Source organism: Paenarthrobacter sp. NPDC056912 (genome assembly GCF_042786555.1).
Lineage (GTDB): Bacteria > Actinomycetota > Actinomycetes > Actinomycetales > Micrococcaceae > Arthrobacter.
In genome coordinates, this window is record NZ_JBHUCD010000018.1 from 78,039 (window position 1) to 98,253 (window position 20,215).

Genomic DNA, 20,215 nt, shown 5'->3' on the forward strand with positions numbered 1-20,215 from the left:
AGGGCAATTCCGGATCAGGGGAGCGAGGTAAACCCCTGCCATCCTGTGCCTACTTGCCCCCAGGCCAGCCAGCCACCGGTACCGTTGCCGGGATACAGCCAAAGATTGCCGTTGGCATCACGTGCCAGGACGTCAGCTTTGCCGTTCCCGTTGAAGTCACCCGGACCAAGTAGTGCAGTCATGGTGTTCCAACCGCTACCGATCTGCGTGCGGGTGCCCCAAGCACCAGCACCGCTGCCGGGGTAGAGCCAAAGAGCGCCGGCAGTGTCTCGTGCCAGGACGTCGGTCTTCGAGTCTCCATTGAAGTCCCCGGTACTGAAGATGGCATTCATGGCGTTCCAGCCTGCCCCTACTTGAGTCCGGCCGGCGCTGAACTTGCCCAGACCGTCGCCCTTGTAGAGCCACAAAGCGCCTGATGAATCCCTGGCCAGCACATCCGACTTACCGTCCCCGCTGAAGTCCCCGGGGGCCAGAATCGCCGTCATGCCGCTCCACCCGCTGCCAACGGCGATACCTGTTTGCCACCCGCCCAGTCCGTTGCCTTGGAACAGCCACAGCTGGCCGGAGGCGTCACGGGCGAACACGTCACTTCGTCCGTCGCCGCTGAAGTCCCGAGTAGGCACAATCAGGTTGTAGTTGTTCCAGGTAGTTCCCGTGTTGACCCGGGTCAGCCAACCTCCCGTGCCGTTTCCTGGGTAGAGCCACAATGTGCCCGCACTGTCGCGTGCCAGAACGTCGTTCTTGGCGTCCGAGTTGAAGTCCTTCCAGGTGTTCGCCGGGGCTGTGGGAAGTGTGTACGTCTGTGAGGCCACAGCCGATTGGTTTCCTGCCGTGTCCACGGCGAAGTACTTAATGGTTGTGGTCGCAGTTGGCGTCACGGTCACTGTTGTTGTGCCGGTCGGGCTTGAAACAGTGGGTGTGGAGTTGTCCGTGGTGTAGTAGATCTTCGCCCCGGACTCTGTTGTCAGCGTTACCTTTTGCCCCAGGGTCAGGCTTCCTCCTTGTGGGCTCGCAGTGACCACAGGTGCAACGTTGTCCAGCACGTAGACCTCGGTCTTCGGTGCGGAAGCATTGTTGGCTGCGTCCACCGCAATGAACTTGATGGTTTTGCTGCCCATGGAGATCGGACCGGAGTAGAGGGTGCTTGCCGGGGTAGGCGTTGCACCATTTTCCGTGTAGTAGATCTTGGCGCCGGCCTCATTCGCTGTCAGGGCGATCTTGGTTGCCGCCCCGTAGGTTCCACCCACAGGACTGGCGGTGACGGTAGGCGGAGTTGTGTCAGCGATGAAGACCGTGAAGTTGACCCCGGCAACGGTGGTGTTTCCGGCCGCGTCCCTGGCTTCAACTTCAAACCTGTTTGATCCGTTGGCCATGTCAGCGTAGACCTTCGGCGACGTGCATTCAGTGAATGCAGCGGTCCCCAGCCGGCACCGGAATCCCGCCACGTCCGTGGAGGTGGAAGAGAACAGGAACTGGTAGCCGGCACCCACGGTGGCGCCACTGGCCGGAGCCGTGATGGCAACCTGGGGGGCCGTCAGATCAGCCGTCACGGTGATTGCCGCGGCGGGGCCGACGTTTCCGGCAGAATCCGTGCTGCGAATTCTTAGGGTGTGTGTACCCGCGGTGGTCAGGGTGAAAGTATCTCCAGGTACGCACGCTTTGAAGGAGGCGTCTGCAGTGGAGTCAACCGAGCAGGTGAGTGTTGTTCCCGGCTCGAAAGTGGCTCCCAGCGCTGGCTTGCCACCGACTACTTGGCCATTGTTCGGTGCCGTGAAGACAGGGGCCGCAGGCGGGACCGTATCAATAGTGAACGTTCGCGAAACCGGAACGCCGTTTGGAGCCGGCCGAACCGAGAAGGTTTGCAACCCGTTGGACAGTGCGGCCGGCGTGAATGTTCCGCTGGTGCAGCTCTGCCAGGTGACACCACCGATTGAGCATTCGAGTGCGCTACCCGCGGGCTCTGCACTCACCGTAAACGTTGGTGTGGTGTCGTTCGTGAATTCCGGATTCGTTGCTTGAGCGCCGTTTGCCATGGTCGGACCGGTGAGGATCTTGGCTGTGGCACCGCCAAGCAGGCTGAGCCGACCCTGACCAGCGGCAGGTGTGGCATTCAACTGTCCCGGGTCATCCAAGACCAGAAGCTGGCCGCCCCGCATCCCCAAGCCGCCGATCTTGCTGAACCCAAGGGCCCAGGAATTATCAACCGCACCGGTTGTCAGATTGAGCCGCGACACCTTGTCTTTGCCGGCGTCGGCAGCAGTGGCTGCACTGCCGGTTCCCGTATAGATAATGTTGGCGTCGTAGTCGTAGTAGATCGATGACGCTACTCCCACGTTGTAAGACGTAAGAGGAACGTAGTCCGTCATGTCGCCGTTGTCCGGTGCAGAGAAGGCCCGTAGACCCGTGGTCTCAAGAACATAGACGCTGACATGGCCGTTGCTGTCCCAGCCGGCAGCGACCAGGCCCAGGGCACGGGTGGTTACTGAGGCAATGGACTCGATGCTCGGATGCATGATCGTGGGGTCCACGATCTTAATGATGGATCGGGCGTTCGCGAACGACAGGTAAATGTTGCCGTCGGGGCCGTCGCTGACCGCATTGGGTCGAACATCGCCGTCCAGAATCGACAACGTGCTGCTGTATTCAAAAACGTCAGACGGCGGATTCCACACGGCCCGCACAACGTGTGAGCTTCCCACCGCCGAGTCCGGGATGAAGGCCGTTTCGTCGCCGCTGCCGACAGACGCCGGTGTTGGATCGAAGACCACGGAAACACCCGGAACCTTGGGGCCGGGACCAGCTCCGGGCAAGCTTCCGCCCAAGCATGTATCTTCTTCAATCCGGCCAGGTTGTCCATTGACTGGCTCGGACATCCTGCAGAACCCGGCAACGCTGTCGGAAACCCACATACGTCCGATCGGGTCCAGGACGGAGCCCGCGGCTTTGGTCAGCCCCGTGCCAATTACCTGCCGCTGTTGGTCCGCGTGGGCAGGAGTGCTTGAAACTACTGCTGTCATCCCTGCAACAGCAAGAACGGCAGCGACAAGGATCGTCGTGAATTTGTTCCCGCGAAGCGCCAGTCGGGCGCGAACGCCTGCTTGATGTTCCATTACGCCACTTCCTTCAGCCACTTTGTCAGGACTGCGGACTGCGGCGCCATGGGCGCGAAGGCCAGGGCCCCCTTGACGATGGGCACACCACCGAGCCCATAAAGTGCCGTACTGATGGTCGGGGGGTTGCTTCGGGTACACGCTTTGACGATGGCCAGGCAGATGTCATTCCGCGTTGCGGAGGCTCCGGCCGCGATGGCGACATTGACGGCAGCGTTCTCTTCCGCTTCGAGCACCTGGGGCTGCGGACCCACGTAGCTCACGCGGACATCTGCGAATTTCTTGTAAAGGGTATTGGCCCAGACCTCTTGAAGGCTGGAGAGAACCGCGAGCGAAAGGCCATCAGCTCCGCGGCAATCGAATTTATACCGTTTTACCGGTTCGGGCCTTTCTGGGCGTGGTTTGTCGGCATCGCCGGCATTAGTTACGCCCAGCCTGAATGGCTCAACATTTTCTACGACCTTGACCGAGCAGCCCGTTAGAACGAGACCGGCAAGGCCAAGCTGGACGACAGCACGTCTTGGCATGTCCACCGAGGGATCCCCACTTCATTCGGATGCTCCCCAGCTCCGCATGCAGTTGGATTTTCGCCCCAGCCGTTGCCGGCTGCATTACTCTATCTTCTCCCAAATCCCGCATTTGTCACTACTCAGGACGTCTTTTTCTGCGAGAAGTATTCCTGCTTGACCTTCGACTGCGCCGCCACTGGCTTTTTGGCTGCCATCAGCGGCAGTGATAGTCCAATTGCACCCTTCGGGGGGTGCTTTCCGGAGGTGGAACCGGCCGGGGCTCAAGCCGCCGTCGCCTACGGCGTTTTGCCCGTCTCCTGCTCGCGCGCCGGCAGCCCACAGGGCGATGATCTTTCCTTGCGGCGCCCTCGGGCACAGTTCACTGGCCGCAAGCAACAGCTGACGGCTGCTGCCACCGAAGAGCTCCGAGGCAGAGTCGTCGCTGACACGTGTGCAAAGTCCCAATGCTGCCAAATAGGTGTCCAGGCCGTTGGATGCCGCTAAACCTGGCTCCGCGACGCCTATGATCCTGGCCTCGTCTTCGGTGGGTTCGAACGGTTCTGGTCCAACATAGCTCGCAGTACAGGAAGCCATGCGAGTATAACCAGTGGAGGCCCACACCTCCGCGAGGCTTGAAAGGGTTACGTCAGGAACAGAGTCAAGGCTTGTACACACATAGGAGAACCGACCGGAATCATCCGGTGCGCCGGCACCCTGCCCGCTGCCGGTTCCCGGTTCTGCAGTTGGCGACGGAGGCGTGGTCGACGGCGACACACTTGGTGCGGAGGATTGAGCTGAACTGGATGGACCAGAAGGAGATGGTGCTGGCGCACCTGAGCAACCTGCAACAAGCAGTATGAGCAACGCAGCCGCCGGATACAGGATTCGCATGGTGACCTCCAACTCTCATGGTTGTCCGGACCATCCGGCCGGTCAATAGATTCGCCTGCGGATCGGGTATCGATACCGCTACAAAAATTGGCGGGCTTTGGTAATCGCTGTTGCCGTACTTGCGCTTGCAGGGCCGGGCAGGCGATTTATGGAAACACTGAGTCCCTGCGGTTGGACGCCGAAGGTCCGGTTCGGAGACGCGGGCCCTCGACGTCCACTCGAATCAGGCGAGCATCGAGTTCAGCGTATTGATCACTGTGGCTTCCACGCCCGTTGTTCCTCCGCGGAAGTGGGCAATGTGACCGTAGACAGTCATTGAGCCACCTGCGATGCCCGGGTAATCGGGATCCCAGCCGCCTTCGTAGCTGCCTCCCACCGAGTATGGAGGAAGGAACTGTGCGCTGGGCAGGTAGTAGCAGGATTCATTGCCGTAACCGCCCACGATGACGCCGTTCGCGCCGCCATACCGTGAACGGAAGTACGCGGCGTAGCCGCTCACCATCTCACCGCCCACGATTCCGATCCGCAACTGCGGGCTACCGCCGAACTTCCAAACCTGGAACGGGCAGGCAACGGACGTGGCGTAGCTGCCGCTGTCTATCCGACCAATCATGACTTGGGCATGGCGCCCGTACCATGCCGGGTTTCCGTCCAAGTTTGGCAGGCGGGAAGCGTAGGCCGCGCGGACCGCAGCAAGGTTTCCGGCTGTTGCCGTGATGTCCAAGGGGATTTGTATCTCTTGGTAGCTGGTCAGCAGGGGGCTGCCAATGGTCCTGCCGGCCGTCCGCATGGCTGTGGTGACCGCTGCACCCAGCTTGGTGGCATACTCGTCGCGCAGCTCCCAGCTCGGCTCGCCCATGGGGTTCTGGTCACCTGCGGCTCCTTGCAGGAAGAGGGCGAAGCAATCGTCGAAATTGTTCTCGATGTAGTTGCAAGCACCTGCGGGAAAATCCCCGTCGAAAAGCGTGCGCATGCCAGCAGACACGGGATGGCAGGCATAGTTGAAAATGACGGCCGCAGGTGTCCCGTTTCCCCTGCGGGCAACGATGACGGGAACTGTGTCTTCCAGATAGGGCAGCCCTGCACGGTTGTAGGCAATGCTTGCAGTGGTGACCTTGTAGTCCAACGTGACGCTGGTCTGGGTCGCATTGAGCGCTTCCTGGGCGGCCTCCACGAGGTCGTTCTCCAGTTGCTGGCTGTAGGTCTCAATCATGGACAGGTCTGACAAGCCGTAGCACATGAAAGGGTGCAGGATGTCTTTGACGACGGGTCCATTGTGAGTGTGGGTTGACTGGATCAGAATGTCGCTGTTGGACCACGCAGCAAGCTGGAGGATCCTCTGGCGGGCGCTTTGGTGGATGGATCTGGGCAAGGCCAGGATGTCCACGCTCATGATCAGGTTGGGTGAGCCATTCTCCCAGAGCACGATAGCTCGTACCCAGAGCGACTCGTAGGGGTCGCTGCTGGTGGCCTCCCGGCCGCCGTCGAGGGTCCCGTACCCGGCCATGTACGGGTTCGTGTCCAGTGAGGGGGAAATGCTGACCTTGGCCGTCGAAACGGTAAACGCCATGAAAGATCACTCCTTGATTGTGCGCAGTGGTGACCTTCGCTTGCCCCCAAACAAAGCCCGTTTCCAGAATGCGCTTAACAGCCAATACGTGAGACCACCTTCATTAGATCACGCAATCGGGTAAATAAGGCCTGTCCCTTGACCCAAATGTTCTTTGTTTCCCAATTGTGCTTTTGAGAAAAACAGAAAGGCCTGTGCACGCCATTTTGGCGTGCACAGGCCCTGCACTGATGGCCGAGTGGGAGTCTCGAGGGACCCTAGCTGGTGGCCGGGGTAAGAATGTTCAGTGAGTTCCAGCCAGTGCCCACGCTGACAGGGGATCCCCACGCCCGGTTCTGACCAACCGGGTAGTACCGCAGGTCTCCGCCGGTTGTGCGGGCTATGATCCCGGTTGAACCCGAACCGGCGAATTCATCAACGGAGCCAAAGCTGGAGATAACATTCCAGCCGACCCCAACGAGGCCCGGTGATTCCTGAACAAAAGCGCCGCTTCCGTTTGACCGGTACAGCCTGAGATCGCCTCCAGCGGTCTTGGCCAGCAAATCGCGGTTCGAGTCCTTGTCGAAATCCATTTGTGCGATGTCCAGGCCGGTCCAACCGGTGCCGATCTGGACACGAGTGCCCAATGCCTTACCGGAGGGGTTGTTGATGTAGAACAAGCGTCCAGCCGAGTCATAGCCGACAATGCCTGGGCGTGCGTCCGACTTCTTCCATGAACCAACCGTGAGCGTCCAGTCTTTCCAACCGGTGCCCAGGCTGATGGGCGAGCCGAAGCGATTGCCCGCGGTGGCGGGGTAAACGTTGAGCTTTCCATCGGTCCACTGAGCGACGATGTCCAACGCGCCATCACCGTTCCAGTCGGTCAGGAAGCCGGCCTTCAAGGCGGTCCACTGAGTGCCGATGAGTTCGGCGGGTTGGAGCGAGGCGGAGCCGGTGGCGGGGTAGCGGTAAAGGTTGCCGTCCGCCCGAACGGCCAGTATGTCCGCCGTATCGACCCCCAGCGTTGTGTCAACGTTGATGGGCGCGTTGCTGATCACCTTGGCGTCGTTCCAGCCAACTCCGATGAGGAATCTGTTTCCCCATGCCCCGCCGAGTGCAGGGTAGTAGTAGAGGTCGCCATTGGCTGCGCGTGCCTGAAGACCTTGGGAGCCCGATCCATTGAAGCCGGAAGCTGAACTCACAGATGTCATGCCGGACCAGCCGTTGCCAACAACGCTGCTTGGCTCGGAGATGAAAGATCCAACTCCGTTGGAACGGAAGAGCCGCATTGTTCCGTCCGAGGTCCTGGAGACAATGTCCTGGCTGCCGTCGCCGTCGAAGTCGAGCTGGTTGAATTGGTGTCCGCTGAAGCCGGTTCCGATGAGAACGCCCCCGCTCAGGGCTCCACCCGACGCATTCTGGTACCGGTAGAGATTTCCGCTGCCGTCCTGGCCGATAACCCCCGGGTAGGCGTCCTTGGAATTCCACCAACCTGCAGTGAGCGACATTTCCTGCCATCCGGAGCCGACAAGTGCCGGGGCACTGAAGCCGCCCCCCGCCAACCCCCGGTAGACCTTCAGGGATCCGTCCGGCCATTGGGAAAGGACGTCCTGGACTCCGTCTTGGTTCCAGTCGATGACATAGAGGGATTTGGCGGTCCCCCAACCAGAGCCAATGGCCACCGGGCCGGTGATGCGGCCCTGGCCGTCGGCCGGGAAGTTGTCCAGGCGGCCCGAGGACGTGGTGATGAGGACATCAGCCGCGGAGCGAATGGACGGGTTGGCGGGGCGTGTGACCCCCCGCGCAAAGGACCGAAGTTGATCGTATGTCCCGTTGAAGATGTTTGAATCGCCAACGAAAGGGCCGGTGCTGCTGTACTGCCACATCGAGTAGGTGCCCCAGCTGGCAGGCATTGAGCCAGGAGTATCGGTTGGATTGTTGAAGTACGAGGCGATCCAGAGGGGGTAGCTCCCGAACGTGGAATTACCTACGCAGGTGTCCCACCAGTCAGTGGTGCTGTAGATAACAGGGAAGCGGCCAGTGAGGGCTTTGACAGTGTTGCCGAAGTCGGCAGCCCACTGGCCAAGTTGGGCCTTGGACATGTCGTAGCAGGTGTTGCCGAAATAGAAGCCGTTGATGGTGCGTCCGACATAGGGGTTGTACTCGATGTCCAGGACCGGTGGCAGCGTGTAGCCGTCAGCCGTCCAACTACCCCCGTTGGCTACGAAATACCTCGCCTGGTCAGCCCCCGAAGACCAGTTGGGGATGGCGAAATGGTAGGCGCCGCGGACCATGCCGACGTTGCGTGAGCCGTTGTACTGCTGCGTGTAGTTTTCGTTCAGGTAGTAGTTACCCTCGGTTGCTTTGACATAGGCCCACCGGGATCCCTGGTTCCATTGGCTCTGCCAGTTGACGTTGCCTTGATGGGCGCTGACATCCTGCCCCTGGATGCCGATGCTTGGGCGCCAGTGGTCCGTTCCCAGGGGTGCTGCCGGGTCATCTTCCAGGGCGAGAGCTCCGGCAGATGGTGACGTGCCGTTTTCCTGCGACGTTGCGCGGACGCGCGGTGATCGTTGTCCCATCTCAGCGCCACCGACAGGAATGGCTGTCCGCATGGCTTCCTTCATGGCTTCGGCATCGGGCGCATTCGTTGGCAGTGCCTGCTTTGGTGAAGTTGCCGCTGGGGTCTCGGCTGTGGGGCCGACCTTTGATTGCGGCGAAACGTCCGGTGAAGGCGCGACGGCGGGGGCGGGCTTCGGCTGTTCAGGTGCCTCTGCGGTTGGCGGCAGCTCGCTGCCGGCCGGTGCCGAGCCTCCGCCGTCTCCGGCAGGCTGGGGACCTTGTGGGGGCGACGATTCCTGCGCGGTTGCGGCCGGCGTCGGTCCGGATGTTTCCGCCAGGGCGGGCGTTCCGAGGCAACTGCCCGCTACGAGGGCTATGGAAACCGCGACGCCGAACCGCGTCATCAGCATGCGGCGGACCAGTCCAGTTGAACTTCTTGTCATCTTCACATCCGGCCCTGTACCGCGGCTCAGCGGCGCATGGTGTGGCTTGCGGACAAGCTCCGGGGCGGGCGCCTGCGCATGGGACCAAAGGCCAGCTCCTAACGGCCTTTACCCTAACATTCTGTAACTGGAGTGACTAGTGGGATTGAAGATACTGGCGAGACGGGTGATACGCGGTTATCCACAGGTCGACGGAAATGACTTGGTCTCCTCAATATGGCTCACCTAGCGTAAGTGACTCGAGATACGTCTCTCGTTTACGGACAAGGTTCATTTTTGGGGGAAGTGTGGATGCGGCAAAGATTGTAGAGGGCGAGGTCCGGGAGCTCATCAGACGGCGCGGACTGGACCCGCTCGAACAGGCAGCGGATGTCCGTCGACTCGTGGAAGACGCAGTCAATGACTATGACGAAAGGGCGCTCCTGGGTCCGCTGCCCCCGCTGGGTCATCTTGAAACCGCCTGCAGGCATGTCTTCGATGCGGTAGCAGGTTTTGGTGCGTTGCAGCCATTGCTAGACGATGCCGGGATCGAAGAGGTGTGGATCAATGCGCCGCACGAGGTCTACGTCGCTCGCAATGGAGAGTCCGAGCTGACAGCCATCAACCTTACGGAGCAGCAAGTCCGTGACCTCGTTGAACGAATGCTCAAGAGCTCGGGGCGCAGGCTGGACCTTTCATCCCCATTTGTTGATGCCGCCCTTCCGGATGGGTCCAGGTTGCATGTCGCGATTCCGGACATTACGCGGAAGCACTGGGCCGTCAACATTAGGAAGTTCATTGCCAAGGCCAGTCGGCTTGAGCACCTGGTCGAGCTGGGCAGCCTGACGCCACAGGCTGCCAGGTTTCTGGGCGCCGCAGTGGCCAGCGGGCTCAACATCCTGGTTTCGGGAGCCACGCAGGCGGGGAAGACCACCATGCTGAACTGCCTGGCCGCAAACATAGGTTCACGTGAACGCGTGATCACAGTCGAAGAGATCTTTGAGTTACAGCTCCCGCTGCGTGACGTGGTTGGCCTGCAATGCCGCCAGCCGAACCTGGAGGGGGAGGGCGAAATTCCATTGCGGCGGCTCGTCAAGGAAGCCCTGAGGATGAGGCCTGACCGACTGGTAGTAGGAGAGGTCCGCGAAGCCGAAAGCCTCGACATGCTGATCGCCTTGAACTCCGGACTTCCCGGTATACGTTCAAACGCAATACAAACTAGACTGTCACCATGGCACAGCAGCGAGCGGCGATCTATGCCCGTATCTCCGATGACAAAACAGGCGCGGGTCTAGGCGTACAGCGCCAGATAGAGGACTGCCAAGCGCTCGCAGCCAGCAAGCGCTGGCATGTCGTTGAGGTGTTTACCGACAACGACATAAGCGCCTACTCGGGAAAGGTGCGCCCCGGCTATCAGAAGATGCTGGGGGCCATTGATGATGGCCGGATTGATGTTGTCATCTATTGGCATTCAGATCGGCTGCACCGTAGCCCGCTGGAGCTTGAGGAGTACATTGCGATCAGCGGTAAGAATTCTATCGAGAATCACGCGGTCAAAGGTGGAGAGGTTGATCTCACCACACCTGAGGGGATACTAAGGGCAGGTTTGCTGGGGCAGGTGGCCCGCTATGAATCGGCGCACAAGGCCGAGCGTGTGCGCCGGGCACAGGAGCAGAACGCCATGAGTGGCAAGTGGCTTGGCGGCAGTCGCCCGTTTGGCTGGCAGATCGTGGACGGCGTACCTGTCCTAGATGAAGCTGAGGCGGCGATTGTCCGAGAGGCGCACTCGCATGTGCTGGCAGGGATGTCGCTTGGCTCATTCATTGACAGCCTTGCAGAGCGCGGCGTCAAGACCGCGCGCAGCGGCTCCTGGTCTTATGCCACACTGCGCCAAATGCTCTTACGCCCCCGAAACGCTGGACTTGCTGAATGGAAAGGGGAGATCGTGGGGCCGTCCGAGTTCCCGGCCATCGTGGAGCGCCACGTGTGGGAGGCCACGCGCTCAGTCCTGACAGACCCGTCGCGGAGGCGGTCCACCACAAACAAGGTCAAGTATCTGCTGGCGGGCATCGCGCTTTGCGAGTGCCTCCGCCCGGTGAAGTCCGGTCAGATCGTGGATCGCAAGGGTGTCAAGCACATGATCTACAGGTGCTCCGAGCGTGGACCCGGCCATGTGAACAAGCGGATTGAGTATGTCGATGCTGCGGTTGAGGAGCGCGTCTTGTGGTTCTTGGCTAGTGCCGATCGCCAGTCCACATACACGGTTGATCCTGAGATTGTGGACGCCCTGCGCACAGATGAGGCGGCGTACCGTGAGCGACTGAATGAGGCTGCGCGCATGTTCGCCAGCGGCGACATCGATAGCGAACAATTGGCGGCGATGTCCAAAAACCTGCGGGCCAAACTGACTGAGACGCAATCGAAGCTAGCGGCGCTGGATGCGGAGGCTGCGCACAGCAAGGAAACAGACTTGGCAGGACGCTTGGACTGGAAGAATAGCGACGCCTCAACACACTGGAACGCGCTCCATGTCGAGCGCAAGCGCGCATGGCTGCGGGCCAATACCGTGATTGTCCTCCACCGCCACGGGCGTGGCAGTCCCCGCGTCTTTGATGCGCTCACAATTCAGGTGGCCATCAAGGCCACGTCGAATGCTGCGATCACGCTGGACGACGTGCGGGACTGGCGCACCACTGCCAATGGATGGGGCGACCTTCCGATCACTCCGAGCGTCCTACTTACTACGGTTGGCGACATGACTGAGGCCTTGACGACTGGGCGCAGATTAGAGCGCCCGTAAATGCGCAGAGCTACCCAACCATCACCCCGCCCCCGATAGGCGCTAATTGCCCCCCACCGTTCGGCGTTTAGAGGCTACTGGCAGAAGCGACAAGACCCCCGACTCCTAACCGGGGGTCTTGCTGGCTGATGTGTAGTTAGGCGCTGGCCTTATCTGTGAGGCCAAGCGCGTCCATGCGGCGATAAAGGGTGGCCCTGGACATTCCCAGGTCACGCGCAACTTGAGCGGCTGGCTCACCGGACTGGATCAAGCGGTGCGCGCTCTTGATCTGGCGATCCGTGAACTGCTCCTTACGCCCGCCCAAGTCCTTGCCTGCGGCGCGGCGCTTGCTCACGCTGTCATTGATGCGCTCGCGTTTGATCTCAAGCTCCATCTGTCCGAGAGCGGCCATCACAGTGAAGATCATGGCCCCCATAGGAGTGCTTGTGTCCATTTCGCTGCCGCCCAAGTTGAGTACGCGCAGCCCTGCGCCCCTGTCCTTGATCTCCTCAGCCAGCTTGAGCATGTTCACGGTGGAGCGCCCCAAGCGATCCAGTGTGGTTACGACCAGTGTGTCACCGTCGTGCAGCGCGGCCATGGCCTTATCCAGTTCGGCGCGGGATGCCTTGGCACCGCTCACGCCATGATCTACGTACAGATCATCTCGCCGCACGCCAGCGGCGAGGAGGTCGATCTCCTGCCGGTCAGTCTCTTGTGCTTTCGTGGAAACTCGGGCGTATCCGATCAGCTTTGCCATGGTGGAACTCCTTCGAAGTGTCTCGCAACAGTGTTTGCTTACATCCAAATTAACAACTACTTGCGAGACATGCAAGTAAGACACATTGGCGGTGCTCTGGATGGGGGAATGTGTCTCGCTGGCAAGGTGTCTTAAAACTCTTGGGTTACGAGACGCGGCGGGTCAAGAACGCTGAATCAGGATTACTACCGTAAAGTCGTTGACGTTTGGAAGGGGACGGGGACATATGGCCATAGAGTTCAAAGAATCGCTGACTATCAAGCAGGTAGGTACGCCTGAGTCGGCGGCTGCGCGGCTTGAGGCTCAACTTGACAGGTATTTTCCGATCCCGGAGTACGATCCCAAAGCCTTCACGTTGGACTCGTTTGATTGGCGTTTGAGGGATTCCTCAGGCACCCGTTCCCTAGGTGAAACGGTGGCGGAGGTCTTTCAAGAGTTCAGGGACCACAATCTGAAACCGAGCCAGCTGTACCATGATCGGCGTCTGGCCCCGACCCGGGACGGGGACAGGGGGCCGAAGGTCACTATCTTTTTTCCCTTCCACAAGAAAGCCATCTACGTAGATATCGCTGGCACGGATCGGATGGCTGTGGACGGGGCTGCCGTTACATGCCGCCGCATCAAAGAGGCGGTTGAGAAACGCCCTGACGGGAGCGTAGACAATGTCAGCGAGTCTCGATCATGGTTGAAGCGAACATGGCGAGATCACACCGCTACTTTTGCTGTCACGCTGGTGGCCGGAGTCCTTGTGGTTGCTATCGCGCTGTGGCTGGGCTTGAGCCCTAGGCCCTGACAAGGGGAGGGGGAGGGAACCCCTTGAGGTTCCCGCCGCCCCCCGGTCGTGATAGCGGCTCCCTGGTCGAACGGATTGGAGAGTCCGCCGAATGCCCCTGCATGCCACTAAGGACGGCATATTTGGGATCCAAAAACTGGCGAAATATCCTGAAAAGTCGACGCGTTCAGGTCAGAACATCTGGCAGTACTGCTCGGCGGCGGCTTCGCCATGGCCGCTGACCCAGTCTGTGTACTTCTGCACGCGCTCAATGCGGTAGCTGGGTGCTACTGGCACGCGCTCCTCGTTTACCGTGACCCACCGGGGATTGGTTGCCTTGCCGTCCTCGTGGCCCCAAGCCAGCGGTGAAGCGGGATTGCCCGTGCCGTCGTCCGTGACGGCGTCAGTGTCCGCCACATCATCCAACAGTTGGCGGACGCCCTCGTTGTGCAAATCGCACTTGGCTTGGTGCGCCGCCAGTTCCTTGGCATGCTTTTTGGCCAGCGCCACAGCGTCAGCGCGGAGGGCGTCCATGCTGATGCCGTACTCTCCGGCGTCGAGCTTTGCCATCACCACGGCAGATTTGGCCGTCCTGACGGCCAGTTCGGCCTTATAGGCCGCTTTACCCTTTGCCGTGGCTTGGAGATTGTGAAACCTAAGGCTGGTGTCGGCCTTAGTTAGGTCGTCAAGTCCGACAGTCTGATCATCGTTGGCGATGCACTGCTCGATCCGCTGCTGTTCGGCGGTGGCTGACCGTGCGTCCTGCTCAGCTTGAGCCTGGGCCGACAGATGGGCGGCGAGCTTTGCTTCTGCCTCGGCTAAAGCCTGCGTTGCCGTGGCAACGGACGGCTTGGTGTTGGTGTTGGCGTTGGTGGTGGTAGTGCTCATGGTCTATCTCCTGAATGGATTGGTTGTGGATGCAAAGATTCGGGCGGCTACGTCATGCACCCTCCTTGGGAGCAGGCAATGGCAACTTGAACTCCGTGGCGAAGGCCACTACGGCGGGAGCCGTCGCTGCGATCCAATTGATGGGAGGGCCGCTGGTCAGGTGGTCGAATCTCCTGCGTGCTTTCCTAGCCGCATTGCGCGCTTGTCGGCGTCTCATGTTCACGTCATGCGTAACTGGCTGAATATGGGCAGGGTTGGCGCATCGTGCCTGGACTGCGCAGCCAGTCAAATGGTCCAGTTCGCGGCGCTGCTGGTGGCCTCCAATAAGCAGGTCCCAGACCGCCCGATGGAATGGCCAGTGGACCTTGCCGTTCGATCCCTCGGGGTCGAACAGGCCCGCGCCGTTGCTGAGGCTCGGGACGGCGTCCTTTGGACGCCAGCACCCACCGACAGCCTCCAGACCCATGCCCAGCCTGTGCCGATTGAGCGCTTCGACTTCGGGCGAAGGGCGTAGATGTTCTGCCTCATGCTGACGGCAGTACCCAAGACGCCCCGTCCCTGTGTCCATGGTGCGGCCGTCAATGCGTTTGAGCTTGCCGTCTCTCAGACGGCGCTCTTGGTGCCAGTCATCTCGGGCCACGATGGTGGTACATCCCGGCCAGTCACATCGGTCCTTTGTGTAGCGTCTGCGCCACGATTCAAAGTGGCTTGCGCAATAGATTGGGGAGCGCGTTGGCTCGGTGCACTTGGGTAGCCAAGCGCAGGTATCTCTGAGGGATTTCGGACGTCCCAAATTGCTCCTGTTTGCATGTGTACATAATTCGTGGTAGAAGGCGCGCTCTGGTGCTGGCCCTTCTACGGTTGGCGGGGGAACCCGCCAGCCATGAGAAACCCTAAGGCCCGTTCCACTATGTGGTTGCTGGAGGCGTCTGTTTTTGGGTCCTCCTGATGGTCCGCGTAGCCGCAGCGAAGCGGCTGATGCTGGGGTGTGCTGCGGCGCTTCAAAGTCATTCGTGAGTTCCAAGCCCAGCTCCCAGTAGACCTGCTGGGAGCTGGGCTGACCGCCTTGCCTGACAGCGCCTCAGCCCCAGCGTGGCCGGGAAGTTCCGTGGTAGATCTTCTCCACGGTTCGCTCCGTGACGACGCCGGAAACGTCATCCTTGCGTTCCAAAAAGTGCACGTGGATCTGGTGCGTGCGGATTACTCAGAGAAGGTTCCGCATGCCCACGCAGTTTCCAGCACGCGGGTGGCGTAAAGCGCCAGTCGTGGCCCGGTTGGCGCTGGCCCGCCAACTGACAGATATCCTCAGTCCCATGATTAACAAGGGGAGCGGTGCGTCGCGGTACGCAGACGCGGTTGCGGGTATGGATGATTTCGGTCAGGCCGTCAAGGGGCTGATCATGGAGTTGCTTCGCCACCACAACGTGAAGTTTCACACGGTGGACTATCGGGTCAAGACAGAGGAAAGCGCCCGCCTCAAACTCGATGCACCGGACAGCGGCTATCAAGGATTTACCTCCCTTCATGACCTTCTTGGTCTGAGAGTCACGTGCTACTTCGCCGACGAAGTAGACCGTGTCGCGGAGATCATCGAGAAGGAATTCAACTGCGACGAGAAAAAATCGGTTGATAAGGGCGAACAACTCGGGGTGAGGGAGTTCGGATACCGCTCGGTCCATAGGGTCGCAAGAATGAATCGGAGAAGGTCTGGGCTTGCTGAGTACGATCGCTACAAGAGCCTGCGTTTCGAAATTCAGATCAGGACAGTGGTGCAACATGCCTGGGCCGAGATCGAGCATGACCTGGGCTACAAGGCCAGCACTATTCCAGAACCAATGAGCCGCCGCTTTTCGATGCTGGCGGGTGTGCTTGAACTCGTGGATTACGAGTTCAAGTCCCTTCGCGATGAACTCGACAGATACGAGAAGGGTGCAGACGACGCCGCCATGGCGCAGGCTCCGAAGATGATGCTTGACTTAGCGACCCTCGCTTCTACTTTGAGGTATGACACGTCACTCACCACACTCGATCTAGCCATAGCTGACGCCGCAAACGGGAAAATATCGGAAAGATCCACGGATGCCAAGGCCTTGGAGGATCGGCTCGTAGAACTTCGCCTCATCGGAATCACCTCTATCGACGAACTGCGTGAGGCGGCGGAGCGATGGCGCTTGCACATACTTCATTTCGTGCCTCTTTGGCTCATGCACCACCGGGCGAAGCGAATGAACGAAGAGTCGACTGATAGGCCCGTGTACTCAATCGCGAGCTTTCCAAATGGCATTGGGCTCTTTTACCTGTGTTATGTCATGGGAGCTGAGGCATGGAAGGAGGGGCGGGGTAACCAGTACAAAAGGTGGTCTAACCCCAGCCTTCAGGAAATTTGGGCCACCACTGTGGCGAGCCTGGGCGCGCCACCTCAGCTTCCAGACTTGCCGTTGACTGAGTCCAAATAGGTGAGTTGCGTTTCAAGATAGTCCGGGCTGCCGGGCATGTGCACGGTTCACGCCAACTCCGCCCACGACGCCGTCACCAAGATCTGCACTCTGCCGCTGCTTGCCGGATCCAACATTTCCAGTGCCTTCGTGCTGCCCACCGTTGCCTCGTGCATCGACCTGGTGGTGCACTGCAGCCGCCACTCAACGGGGCGTAGGCAGGTGACGGAAATACTGTCACTCGGAAGGAGGGTCGAGAACGGCATCATCGAATCCTCCGGGGTGTTTGGCTTGGTAGGCGGTCGGCTGCTGCCCAAGGCCAACTCCATGCCGGCGGCTGAAAAGTTTGCCCGGGCGGGTTTCGACGTAGCCCAACTGCTGGAGGTGAACTGATGGCACCGCTTCTTGGGATCCTGTGTGGCATTGGGGTGTTTCTCGTGTGGTGGTCCGCGTGGGAGCAGCCGGCGGCAGCGGCGAAACAACCCAGACCCCGACGACTCGACCTCCTCTTGCTGTCTGCAGGCATTGAGAGGGTTTCCGGTGGCGGTCTGCTGCTCACGTGCGCGGGAGTGGGATTGGTTGCCGCGCTTGTGTTCTTCGTGCTGACAGGGTCGCCAGCCGTGGCCTTGTGCTTCGGGCTTTTTGGCTCCTGGACGCCCTTCGCGGTTGTGCGCTGGCGAGCACGGAGGCGCCGCGCAACGCTGCGCCAGCTGTGGCCCGACGTCGTTGACCACCTGCGGTCCGCCATCCGTGCGGGCCTCGCGCTGCCGGAAGCGTTGGTCCAGCTGGGCCACAAAGGGCCCGAGGAACTGCGGACATTGTTCCTGGACTTTGGCGCTGACTACAGGTCCGGGGGTCACTTCGAGGACGCATTGAACAAACTCAAGGAACGCCTGGCAGATCCTGTTGCGGACCGCATTATCGAGGCCCTGCGCATGACAAGGGAAGTGGGCGGGTCCGATCTGGGACGAATGCTGGGCACCTTGGCGGAATTCCTGCGAGAGACCGCACGGACCCGCAGTGAACTTGAGGCAAGGCAATCCTGGACTGTTAATGCCGCGCGGCTTGCAGTCACAGCGCCATGGATCGTGGTGGTTGTCATGGCCGGACGCCCGGAAGCAATGCTGGCGTACAACTCCGGCATGGGAGCCGTAGTCTTGCTCGCTGGCCTCTTGGTCTCGGTGCTCAGTTACGCGGCCATGCTGAGGATCGGCGCCCTGCCCGAGGACGAGCGGGTGCTTCGATGAGTACATCGCTTGCCATGGCAGTGCTCCACGGGTTGGTTCTTGGAGCCGGGTTGTGGTTGATTCTGGTCCGGCTTCCTTTCATGAGGGGAGTGACTTTCAGCGATCGAGTCGCCCCGCAGCTGAAGTCCCACAACCTCGAATCCCGGCTTCTCCGCGCGCCAACGCACAACCTCACGCCGTTCGGGCCCCTGGAGCGAATAGTGCGTCCACTGTTCCGCGATGCCATTGGATACTTTTCCAGATTCAACCTCACTGCACCCGCGCTCGCAAAAAGACTGGCGAGGGCGGGTTCGGTGAAAACGACACTTGATTTCCGGGCCGAGCAACTGCTCTGGGCGGCCACGGCGTTCCTGCTCGCGCTGATTATCGTGGCACTCGCAGCCGTTTCAGGGCGATTCAACCCTGCCGTTGCGTTGATGTCCGTATTCGGTAGTGCCCTCTCCGGGTTCCTTCTTCGTGATTTCGCGTTGGGCCAACGTATTAAGCGGAGGGAGTCCAGGATGCTCGCCGAGTTTCCCAGTCTGGCGGAATTGATGGCACTCGCCGTTGCCGCGGGAGAGAGCGCCCTGGGTGCGATGGACAGGGTACGCAGGAGTTCCCGGGGTGAACTCTCAGTTGAGTTTGCGACTGTCCTCGCCGATACGCGTGCCGGGAAGCCGCTGGCGGAAGCACTCCAAACCTTTTCCGCCAGGACTGAGCTGCCTCCGTTGGTCAGGTTCGTCGACGGATTGGTCGTCGCCGTTGAGCGGGGGACTCCGTTGGCCGATGTCCTTCGGGCCCAAGCTGCGGACGTCCGTGATGCAGCCAAGCGGGAGCTCATGGAGTCCGCGGGCCGAAAGGAGATAGCCATGATGGTTCCCTTGGTTTTCGGTGTACTTCCGCTCACGGTGGTGTTCGCGGCTTTCCCTGCCATTGCGGCCCTTGAGATGACTTTCTAGCGCCGAGTATCCGCCTTCTACGACATCACCCCTTCGCCAGATCAAGCCCTAGCCGGCCAGAGAAACCATGTAGTGAGGAAAAAATGAACAGAATCGCCCGCCAACTGACTACTTCGACCCACCTGCTTTGGACGTTCCTCTTGTGGACGACCGTGGTGGTAGTCCGCGCCTTACCAGCGAGGGAGGAACGTGACAGGGGTGATGTCCCCGGTTGGGTGATGATCACGCTGATGTCCGCCATCCTTGTGGCCGGTCTCCTCGCAATAGCTTCGCCTGCGCTGGAGGATCTCTTCGATCAAGCGATGAGCAAGGTGGGCAACTAAGGCATGAACCGTGCCAGTTTCCGCGCGCAGGGCAGTTGCCGACCAGCCTCGTTGAGTGACCACCCCGAGCGAGGATCCGCTGTGGTGGATTTCGTGCTGGTCGGTGCACTGCTGACCCTGTTCCTGATGTCCATCGTTCAGCTCATGCTCGTATTGCACGTCCGGAACACACTGATTGATGCCGCAGCGTCCGGTGCCCGCTACGGAGCATTGGCGGATCGGACGGCCGTGGACGCCCAATCCAGGACAATTTCACTGATCGGCTCAGCCCTGAACAACGACTTTGCCGGGGACGTTGCCATCTCCGAGCTGGTGGTCGACGGAGTCCGTACTTTGGAAGTGACCGTGACGGCACCTTTGCCCATGATTGGGCTTATCGGTCCCGGCGGACTGTTGGAGGTGAAGGGTCATGCTGCGCTTTCCGGGTGACACACCGGATCAGCTGCTGGCCGCTGTCTGGGACAGGCTGCGGGAGGCCGTGTGTTTGCCGGATGGATCGGCCCACCAGGATGCGCCACGCGTCGCCGAAGACCAAAGGGGCAGCGCGGTAGTGGAATTTACGTTTCTGACTGTGCTGCTCATGGTTCCGGTGGTGTACTTCGTGGTAACCATCGGCCAAATCCAAGGTGGGTCTTTTGCGGTCGTGGGGGCGGCGGACCAGGCGGCCAAGGTCTTCGTGACACAACCGGACACAGCCCGGGGGAGGACCGCGGCGGAGCAGAGTGTTCTGGTAGCGCTGAATGACTATGGCCACACGCCAGACCAAGCCAGCGTCGAGATCACGTGTGATCGTGAGGATTGTTTGTCGGCCGGTGCGACTGTCACGGTGACTGTTCGTTTGGACGTTCCCCTGCCCATGGTGCCTTTCGGTGACGAACTGAACCTGCATGCGAGCCGGCTGACCGCCTCATCCGTGCAAGTTGCGGGGCGATACAAATGACTCTTCGGCAGTCCCGCCGAGCAGGCGAGCCGGGGCCGACAAGAAAGCCGGGACCGGCAGGAAAGCCAGGCCCTACAGCAGAACCAGCACTGA

Annotated in this window: 17 protein-coding genes and 2 pseudogenes; 12 read left to right on the top strand and 7 right to left on the bottom strand. The window is 60.5% G+C overall.

Annotation, left to right across the window (positions count from 1 at the left end):
- Positions 1 to 14: 14 nt before the first annotated feature.
- The 5 genes from ACFRJ9_RS18370 to ACFRJ9_RS18390 all read right to left on the bottom strand — a co-directional run bounded on the left by ACFRJ9_RS18370 (position 15) and on the right by ACFRJ9_RS18390 (position 9,064).
- Positions 15 to 3,110, bottom strand: a complete 3,096-nt coding sequence (locus ACFRJ9_RS18370; RefSeq protein ID WP_377670856.1) for a chitobiase/beta-hexosaminidase C-terminal domain-containing protein — start codon at positions 3,108 to 3,110, stop codon at positions 15 to 17.
- The gene (locus ACFRJ9_RS18375; protein WP_377670858.1) at positions 3,110 to 3,373 is read right to left on the bottom strand and encodes a hypothetical protein; all 264 of its coding nucleotides are present in this window, start codon (positions 3,371 to 3,373) and stop codon (positions 3,110 to 3,112) included. The genes ACFRJ9_RS18370 and ACFRJ9_RS18375 overlap by 1 nt, the downstream gene beginning before the upstream one ends.
- A gap of 348 nt (positions 3,374 to 3,721) precedes the next feature.
- On the bottom strand, positions 3,722 to 4,213 hold the full coding sequence (locus ACFRJ9_RS18380) for a hypothetical protein (RefSeq protein WP_377670860.1): 492 nt from the start codon (positions 4,211 to 4,213) through the stop codon (positions 3,722 to 3,724).
- Positions 4,214 to 4,733: 520 nt separating this feature from the next.
- Positions 4,734 to 6,080, bottom strand: coding sequence for a hypothetical protein (locus ACFRJ9_RS18385; protein WP_377670862.1), 1,347 nt, complete (start codon positions 6,078 to 6,080; stop codon positions 4,734 to 4,736).
- A 257-nt stretch (positions 6,081 to 6,337) separates the two neighbouring features.
- Complete coding sequence (locus ACFRJ9_RS18390; RefSeq protein ID WP_377670864.1) at positions 6,338 to 9,064, bottom strand: GH25 family lysozyme; 2,727 nt, start codon at positions 9,062 to 9,064, stop codon at positions 6,338 to 6,340.
- Between the two features lie 287 nt (positions 9,065 to 9,351).
- Between ACFRJ9_RS18390 and ACFRJ9_RS18395 the strand changes: the two are divergent.
- Positions 9,352 to 10,242 (top strand): annotated as a pseudogene (locus tag ACFRJ9_RS18395) (CpaF family protein); the annotation flags it as partial.
- A 32-nt stretch (positions 10,243 to 10,274) separates the two neighbouring features.
- Positions 10,275 to 11,843, top strand: coding sequence for a recombinase family protein (locus ACFRJ9_RS18400; protein WP_377670867.1), 1,569 nt, complete (start codon positions 10,275 to 10,277; stop codon positions 11,841 to 11,843).
- A gap of 136 nt (positions 11,844 to 11,979) precedes the next feature.
- Here ACFRJ9_RS18400 and ACFRJ9_RS18405 read toward each other — a convergent pair whose 3' ends face one another.
- Complete coding sequence (locus ACFRJ9_RS18405; RefSeq protein WP_377670869.1) at positions 11,980 to 12,579, bottom strand: recombinase family protein; 600 nt, start codon at positions 12,577 to 12,579, stop codon at positions 11,980 to 11,982.
- 226 nt (positions 12,580 to 12,805) lie between these two features.
- On the opposite strand from ACFRJ9_RS18405, the gene ACFRJ9_RS18410 reads away from it, so the two are divergent.
- A complete protein-coding gene (locus tag ACFRJ9_RS18410; protein WP_377670871.1) occupies positions 12,806 to 13,372 on the top strand; it encodes a hypothetical protein in 567 nt (188 codons plus the stop codon).
- 171 nt (positions 13,373 to 13,543) lie between these two features.
- On the opposite strand, the gene ACFRJ9_RS18415 is transcribed toward ACFRJ9_RS18410, so the two are convergent.
- Complete coding sequence (locus tag ACFRJ9_RS18415) at positions 13,544 to 14,239, bottom strand: hypothetical protein (RefSeq protein ID WP_377670873.1); 696 nt, start codon at positions 14,237 to 14,239, stop codon at positions 13,544 to 13,546.
- 226 nt (positions 14,240 to 14,465) lie between these two features.
- Here ACFRJ9_RS18415 and ACFRJ9_RS18420 point away from each other — a divergent pair, with 226 nt between their 5' ends.
- The 9 genes and pseudogenes from ACFRJ9_RS18420 (at position 14,466) to ACFRJ9_RS18460 (ending at position 20,122) form a co-directional block, all read left to right on the top strand.
- Entirely contained in the window at positions 14,466 to 14,753 is a 288-nt protein-coding gene (locus tag ACFRJ9_RS18420) for a hypothetical protein (protein ID WP_377670875.1), read from the top strand.
- A gap of 594 nt (positions 14,754 to 15,347) precedes the next feature.
- Positions 15,348 to 15,494: a hypothetical protein gene (locus ACFRJ9_RS18425; protein ID WP_377670877.1), complete on the top strand. Its 147-nt coding sequence runs from the start codon at positions 15,348 to 15,350 to the stop codon at positions 15,492 to 15,494.
- 58 nt (positions 15,495 to 15,552) lie between these two features.
- Entirely contained in the window at positions 15,553 to 16,695 is a 1,143-nt protein-coding gene (locus ACFRJ9_RS18430) for a GTP pyrophosphokinase family protein (RefSeq protein WP_377670880.1), read from the top strand.
- Between the two features lie 21 nt (positions 16,696 to 16,716).
- Positions 16,717 to 17,067, top strand: a pseudogene (locus ACFRJ9_RS18435) (CpaF family protein); the annotation flags it as partial.
- Positions 17,067 to 17,921: a type II secretion system F family protein gene (locus tag ACFRJ9_RS18440; RefSeq protein ID WP_377670882.1), complete on the top strand. Its 855-nt coding sequence runs from the start codon at positions 17,067 to 17,069 to the stop codon at positions 17,919 to 17,921. The pseudogene ACFRJ9_RS18435 and the gene ACFRJ9_RS18440, both read left to right, overlap by 1 nt.
- The gene (locus ACFRJ9_RS18445) at positions 17,918 to 18,859 is read left to right on the top strand and encodes a type II secretion system F family protein (protein ID WP_377670885.1); all 942 of its coding nucleotides are present in this window, start codon (positions 17,918 to 17,920) and stop codon (positions 18,857 to 18,859) included. Before ACFRJ9_RS18440 ends, ACFRJ9_RS18445 begins: the two co-directional genes overlap by 4 nt.
- A gap of 83 nt (positions 18,860 to 18,942) precedes the next feature.
- On the top strand, positions 18,943 to 19,182 hold the full coding sequence (locus tag ACFRJ9_RS18450) for a hypothetical protein (RefSeq protein WP_377670888.1): 240 nt from the start codon (positions 18,943 to 18,945) through the stop codon (positions 19,180 to 19,182).
- Between the two features lie 81 nt (positions 19,183 to 19,263).
- Positions 19,264 to 19,611: a TadE/TadG family type IV pilus assembly protein gene (locus tag ACFRJ9_RS18455; protein WP_377670890.1), complete on the top strand. Its 348-nt coding sequence runs from the start codon at positions 19,264 to 19,266 to the stop codon at positions 19,609 to 19,611.
- Complete coding sequence (locus tag ACFRJ9_RS18460) at positions 19,592 to 20,122, top strand: hypothetical protein (protein ID WP_377670892.1); 531 nt, start codon at positions 19,592 to 19,594, stop codon at positions 20,120 to 20,122. The genes ACFRJ9_RS18455 and ACFRJ9_RS18460 overlap by 20 nt, the downstream gene beginning before the upstream one ends.
- Positions 20,123 to 20,215: the final 93 nt, after the last annotated feature.